8 protein-coding genes are annotated in these 6,216 nt (G+C 59.8%); 4 read left to right on the top strand and 4 right to left on the bottom strand.

Annotated features, from left to right (window positions below):
- From mnmE to hemJ, 3 genes are all read right to left on the bottom strand, one after another.
- On the bottom strand, positions 1-1,031 hold a 1,031-nt coding region (gene mnmE, locus ABYW26_RS09120), incomplete at its 3' end, for a tRNA uridine-5-carboxymethylaminomethyl(34) synthesis GTPase MnmE (protein WP_372604481.1).
- A gap of 6 nt (positions 1,032-1,037) precedes the next feature.
- Positions 1,038-2,309, bottom strand: coding sequence for a transcription termination factor Rho (gene rho / locus ABYW26_RS09115; RefSeq protein ID WP_372604480.1), 1,272 nt, complete (start codon positions 2,307-2,309; stop codon positions 1,038-1,040).
- Between the two features lie 125 nt (positions 2,310-2,434).
- Positions 2,435-2,884: a protoporphyrinogen oxidase HemJ gene (gene hemJ / locus ABYW26_RS09110; RefSeq protein ID WP_372604479.1), complete on the bottom strand. Its 450-nt coding sequence runs from the start codon at positions 2,882-2,884 to the stop codon at positions 2,435-2,437.
- 428 nt (positions 2,885-3,312) lie between these two features.
- Between hemJ and ABYW26_RS09105 the strand changes: the two genes are divergently transcribed.
- Genes ABYW26_RS09105 through dnaQ form a run of 4 tightly spaced genes read left to right on the top strand, consistent with a single transcriptional unit; the run spans position 3,313 to position 6,068 of the window.
- Positions 3,313-3,912: a nucleoside triphosphate pyrophosphatase gene (locus ABYW26_RS09105; RefSeq protein WP_372604477.1), complete on the top strand. Its 600-nt coding sequence runs from the start codon at positions 3,313-3,315 to the stop codon at positions 3,910-3,912.
- The gene (locus tag ABYW26_RS09100) at positions 3,909-4,742 is read left to right on the top strand and encodes a shikimate dehydrogenase (RefSeq protein WP_372604476.1); all 834 of its coding nucleotides are present in this window, start codon (positions 3,909-3,911) and stop codon (positions 4,740-4,742) included. The genes ABYW26_RS09105 and ABYW26_RS09100 overlap by 4 nt, the downstream gene beginning before the upstream one ends.
- A complete protein-coding gene (gene coaE, locus ABYW26_RS09095; RefSeq protein ID WP_372604475.1) occupies positions 4,742-5,341 on the top strand; it encodes a dephospho-CoA kinase in 600 nt (199 codons plus the stop codon). Before ABYW26_RS09100 ends, coaE begins: the two co-directional genes overlap by 1 nt.
- Positions 5,334-6,068, top strand: a complete 735-nt coding sequence (gene dnaQ / locus ABYW26_RS09090) for a DNA polymerase III subunit epsilon (protein ID WP_372604474.1) — start codon at positions 5,334-5,336, stop codon at positions 6,066-6,068. The genes coaE and dnaQ overlap by 8 nt, the downstream gene beginning before the upstream one ends.
- 35 nt (positions 6,069-6,103) lie before the next feature.
- Here the strand turns inward: dnaQ and ABYW26_RS09085 are convergent.
- Positions 6,104-6,216: protein-export chaperone SecB (locus ABYW26_RS09085; RefSeq protein WP_372604483.1), on the bottom strand; the 113-nt coding region annotated here is incomplete at its 5' end.

Raw genomic sequence — 6,216 nt, 5'->3', positions numbered from 1 at the left:
GCGATCAATTCGGCCACGCCTTCACCGGTTTTTCCCGACACCGCAGGGCCGTCGCCATGGGCAAGATCAGCCTTGCCGTGCAGCACAATGTCATCGACATCCGGCGTCAGCCCAAGGGTCGAGCCGTTGGAATCCAACAGGAAAACCCGCAGATCGGCGGCGCTGGCGCGTTCCTTGGCGCGGTCAATGCCAATGCCTTCGACCACATCGTCGGTATCGCGCAGACCGGCGGTGTCCAGCACCGTTACCGGCAGGCCGTGCAGGTCCATCCGCACCTCGATCACGTCGCGGGTGGTGCCCGCAAATTCCGAAGTAATCGCCGCCTCGCGCCCGGCCAGCGCGTTCAGCAAGGTCGATTTTCCGGCGTTCGGCGGGCCGACGATCGCCACCTCGAACCCCTCGCGGATTCGTTCGGCGGCAGACACCCCAGCGGCTTCGCGTTCAAGATCGGCCTCGGTGCGGTCCAGCAGGTCCAGCACCTCGGGCGAGACGTCGACGGGAACATCTTCGTCGGCGAAATCAATCGTCGCTTCCAACAACGCCGCCGCGCGGATCAGGTCCGAGCGCCAGACCTCGGCCCGTTTGCCGATAGCGCCGGACAGCACACGCAAGGCCTGACGCCGCTGCGCTTCGGTCTCGGCTTCGATCAGATCGGACAGGCCTTCGACCTGCGCCAGGTCCAGGCATTCGTTTTCCAGCGCACGACGGGTGAATTCGCCCGGTTCAGCCAGTCGGAGACCTGAAATCCCCGACAGCGCCCTCAGCACGGCCGTGATCGTCGCTGGGCTGCCATGGGTGTGCAGTTCGACAACGTCTTCGCCGGTAAAGCTGTGCCCGGCCTCGAACCGGATCACCAGCGCCTCGTCCAGCACCAGATCGCCCTGTTTCAGCACCCGCAAAGCGGCACGACGGGGCTGCGGCACAGCCGCCCCCAAAGCAGACAAGGCCGCACTTGCGTGCGGCCCCGAGATGCGGATGACAGCAACGCCCGCTTTGCCGCGAGCCGTTGCCAAAGCATAGATCGTATCCATCGGCCTTTAGGTGTTCATGGAATCGAAGAATTCCGCGTTGGTTTTGGTTTGTTTCAACTTGGAAATCAGGAATTCGATGGCGTCGGTGGTGCCCATCGGGTTCAGGATCCGGCGCAGGACAAAGGTCTTTTGCAGATCGGCTTTGTCGACCAGCAGGTCCTCTTTCCGGGTGCCGGATTTCAGAATGTCCATCGCCGGGAACACGCGCTTGTCGGCGACCTTGCGATCCAGAACGATTTCGCTGTTACCGGTGCCTTTAAATTCTTCAAAGATCACTTCGTCCATGCGACTGCCGGGGTCGATCAACGCGGTGGCGATGATGGTCAGGCTGCCGCCCTCTTCGATGTTCCGTGCCGCGCCAAAGAACCGCTTGGGACGTTGCAGAGCGTTGGCATCGACACCGCCGGTCAGAACCTTGCCCGACGACGGAACAACGGTGTTGAACGCGCGACCCAGACGGGTGATCGAGTCGAGCAGGATCACAACATCGCGCTTGTGTTCAACCAGACGCTTGGCCTTTTCGATCACCATTTCCGCGACGGCGACGTGGCGGGTGGCCGGTTCGTCAAAGGTCGAGCTGATAACTTCGCCCTTCACGCTGCGCTGCATGTCGGTCACCTCTTCCGGGCGTTCGTCGATCAGCAGGACGATCAGATAACATTCCGGGTGGTTGATCTCGATCGAATTGGCGATGTTTTGCAGCAGAACGGTTTTACCGGTCCGCGGCGGCGCGACGATCAGCGACCGCTGGCCTTTACCGATCGGCGCAACCAGATCGATGATCCGGGCCGAGCGATCCTTGATCGTCGGGTCTTCGATTTCCATTTTCAGACGCTCATCCGGATACAGCGGCGTCAGGTTGTCGAAGTTGATCTTATGGCGGGCCTTTTCCGGGTCTTCAAAGTTGATCTGCGTGACCTTGGTGATCGCGAAATACCGCTCGTTTTCACGCGGGGCCTGCATGACGCCTTCGACGGTGTCACCGGTGCGCATCCCGTGCTGGCGGATCATCTCGGGCGAGACATAGATGTCATCCGGACCCGGCAGATAGTTGGCCTCGGGCGAGCGCAGGAAGCCAAAGCCGTCCTGAAGCACCTCAAGCACGCCATCGCCGGAAATCTCCCAGCCCTCTTCGGCGCGTTCCTTGAGGATCGAGAACATCATGTCGCCCTTGCGCATGGTCGAGGCGTTCTCGATCTCAAGATCCTCGGCCATAGCCAAAAGGTCTTTGGGGCTTTTCGCCTTGAGATCGGCGAGATTCAGACAGTGATGAGTCATAGGAAAAACCATGTTGCGACCCGGCGCCATGCGCATATCAGGTCAGGATGTGAATTGGGGAATTCAGCGGGCAGGACTGCCCTTTGCCCGTCACATAAGCACTGACGGCGGCCAAGTCAACAAACTCAGAATTTCACGATCACCGAGATCACGATGACGATCATCAGCAGGGTCGGGATCTCGTTCATCATGCGGTAATGTTTCCCGCTGACACTGTTGGCCGAACTGACGAAATCCTTGCGACGATAGCCCAGCCAATGATGAAACCATGTCATCACCAAAACCGACGCCGCCTTGGTCCAGGGCCAGACCTGCGACCAATCGACGATACCGGGTGTGAACACCAGCAACAGGCCAAACACCCAGGTCGCCACCATCGCCGGGTTCATGATAAAGCGCAGCAACTTACGCTCCATCATCTGAAACAACTGATCGGTTTCACTGCCAACCGCGACACGTTCGGTGTGATGCACGAACAGACGGGGCAAATAGAACAAGCCTGCCATCCAGCTGATGACGGAAATGACATGCAATGCCTTTGTCCAGGGATAAATCCCTGCCAGAAAATCGCCCAAAGGTCTGATCCTTATCGCCGGGGTCTGATCCGTCCTTACTAAAATAATAAGTATAGAAAAGAAAAGATGATGTATTTGTAGGGCCTGTGGACAGTGTGGATTATTGAATGGTCCACACCTTTTCTCACAGGGATAGATTTATGTGTGTAACTGGGGGCGACTCATTCGCACCTGCAGAAAATCCGAACTAAACCTTTATATTTCAATACCTTAAAAATTCAACGCGACTTTCGGATCTGTGGATTACTTTGCGGATGAAATTCCGGTCAGCCGGTTTTCCCGGAGGTGAAATTAGAAACGCCCCCAAGGGATACTTCCGGGGTTCAACTTGACAAGACTGCTTGGGATTGGGGATGTCAGGCAAAGTCCGACAATCATCCCGAATGCGCCCATAGGTTATTCGGCTGAATATCCACAGGTTCATACCCATGCCCAAGCCCGTGATACTGGCGTCCGCCTCGCAAATCCGGCAAGACCTGCTGCGTCAGGCGGGGCTGGAGTTCCAGATCAAGCCCGCGCGCATCGACGAAGACGCCATCCGCGCCGCGCTTGAGGCCGAAGGCGCCACCCCCCGCGATGTGGCCGACGCGCTGGCCGAATTCAAGGCGCGCAAAGTGTCCGAGAAACAGCCCGAGGCGCTGGTCATCGGCTGCGATCAGGTGCTGGCTTTCAAGGGTCGTATCCTGTCGAAACCGCGCGACATTGCCGACGCCCGCGCCCAACTGACCCTGCTGCGCGGCCAGAGCCACAAATTGCTGTCCGCCGTGGTGATCTATGAAGACGCCAAGCCGGTCTGGCGCCATGTCGGCGAGGTTCGCCTGACCATGCGAGATTTTTCCGACGCCTACCTCGACGCTTATCTGGCCCGCAACTGGGACAGTATACGCCACGCGGTCGGGTGCTATAAGCTGGAGGAAGAAGGCGTTCGGTTGTTTTCCGGCGTCGATGGCGACTATTTTAACGTATTGGGCCTGCCTCTGTTTCAGATGCTGGCCTTCCTGACACAGAACGGGACATTACAGGCATGATCCACCGTCCTCCTCTTGCTGGCGTGATCGGCTATCCGATCGGCCACTCCAAATCCCCGCGTCTGCATAATTACTGGCTCAGGAAATACGGGATCGAGGGCTATTACATCCCGATGGAGATCGCCCCCGACAAGGTGGCCGAGTCGCTGAAATTTCTGCCCACGCTGGGGTTTGTCGGGCTGAACGTCACGATCCCCCATAAGGAAAAGGCGCTGGCGCTGGCGGATGAGGTCAGCGATCGCGCTCGGATGATCGGCGCGGCAAACACGCTGGTGTTTCGCAAGGATGGCTCGATTCACGCTGACAATACAGATGGTTATGGCTTCATGCAGAACCTGCGGCGTGGCGCGCCCGATTGGGATCCGACGGCGGGTCCGGTCGCGGTGATCGGTGCCGGCGGCGCCTCGCGCGCGGTGATCGTGTCGCTGCTTGAGGCCGGTGTTCCGGAAATCCGGCTGGCCAACCGCACCCGCGCCCGCGCCGAAACGCTTGCCGGGCAATTTGGCCCGAAGATTACCGTCTATGACTGGGAAAACGCCGGTGACACGCTGGCCGGGGCTGCGGTTCTGGTGAACACCAGCTCGCTGGGCATGGTCGGGAAAAAGCCGCTGGAAATCCCTCTGGACCTGCTGGCGCCGGAAACCATCGTTACCGATCTGGTCTACACCCCGCTGCGCACCGATTTGCTGATCGAGGCATCCGAGATCGGCTGCAAGACCGTCGACGGGTTGGGCATGCTTGAGCATCAGGCCACACCGGGGTTCGAGCGTTGGTTTGGCATCGCCCCGGAAGTTGATGAAAAGACTCGCGCAATCCTGCTAAGCGCATGATGAAAAAACCGTTTCTTCTGGGCCTGACCGGATCAATCGGGATGGGTAAATCCACCACCGCCGCGATGTTCGCCGAGGCGGGCGTGCCGGTCTGGGACGCGGATGCGGCGGTGCATCGCCTGTATGGCGCGGGCGGCGCTGCGGTTGAACCGATGCGCGCCCTTCATCCGGCGGCGATCATCGACGGCGCGGTTAGCCGTGCAGTGCTGAAAAACTGGATCGCGTCGGATCCGACGGCGCTGAAACAGATCGAAGCGGTCATTCACCCGCTGGTCGCCCGCGACCGGGCTGATTTCATCGCTGACAATGCCGGTGCCGGGATTGTGGTTCTGGATGTGCCGCTGTTGTTTGAAACCGGGGCCGCCGGCGCGATGGACGCGGTCGTCGTGGTCAGCGCCCCGCCCGAGGTTCAGCGCGCCCGAGTTCTTGAGCGCGGCACGATGACAGAGGCCGAATTCGAGACTATTCTTGCCAAACAGACGCCAGATTCCGAAAAACGCGCCCGCGCGGATTTCATCATCGAAACCACCAGCCCCGAAGCGGCGCGCGCGGCTGTGAACGGGATTCTGGCGAAAATTCGCGGGGAAAAAGATGCGTGAAATCGTTCTCGATACCGAAACCACCGGCTTTGAGCCCGATCAGGGCGACCGCATCGTTGAAATCGGTGCGCTGGAACTGTGGAACCATCTGCCGACGGGCCGCACCTATCACCAATATATCAACCCCCAACGCTCGATGCCGCAAGGCGCGTTTGATGTGCACGGTATCGGTGCCGATCTGTTGGAGCCGCCGAAAGAACCGGCCAAAGGTGCCGTAACCCTGCGCGACAAGCCGGTTTTCGCGCAGATCGGGCAGGATTTCGTTGATTTCATCGGCGACGCCAAGCTGGTGATCCATAACGCCGCGTTCGATATTAAATTTTTGAACGCCGAACTGGGCTGGATGGGCTTGCCGAAAATTCCGTGGGAGCAGGCGATCGACACGCTGGCCATCGCCCGGCAGAAATTCCCCGGCTCGCCCGCGTCTCTGGATGCGTTGTGCCGCCGGTTCAACATCGACAACACCGCCCGCACCCTGCACGGCGCGCTGTTGGACTCGGAAATTCTGGCCGAGGTCTATCTTGAGCTGATCGGCGGTCGCCAGCCCGATCTGGTTCTGGGCGTTCAGGTCACGACAACCACGGTCGGCCATATCGAGGTCGGAGAATGGCGGCCCAAGCCGCGCCCGGTGCCGCTGCCGTCCCGTCTGACCAGCGCAGAAGATCAGGCGCATCGCGATTTCATCGCCAAGCTGGGTGATGACGCGGTCTGGAAAAAATATTCCTGAAACAAAAAGCCCCGGCGTGACCGGGGCTTTGCAGTTTAGTTCGGTTGGGCGGCTGCGGCGGCCTGGCGATGAGCCTCTTGCCGGTAGATACCGACGAAATCGACCGGCTCCAGCGCCAGCGGCGGGAAACCACCGTCGCGAGTGACGT

Source organism: Actibacterium sp. (genome assembly GCF_041584535.1).
Lineage (GTDB): Bacteria > Pseudomonadota > Alphaproteobacteria > Rhodobacterales > Rhodobacteraceae > Actibacterium_D.
This window is presented reverse-complemented; position numbering and strand designations above follow the sequence as displayed.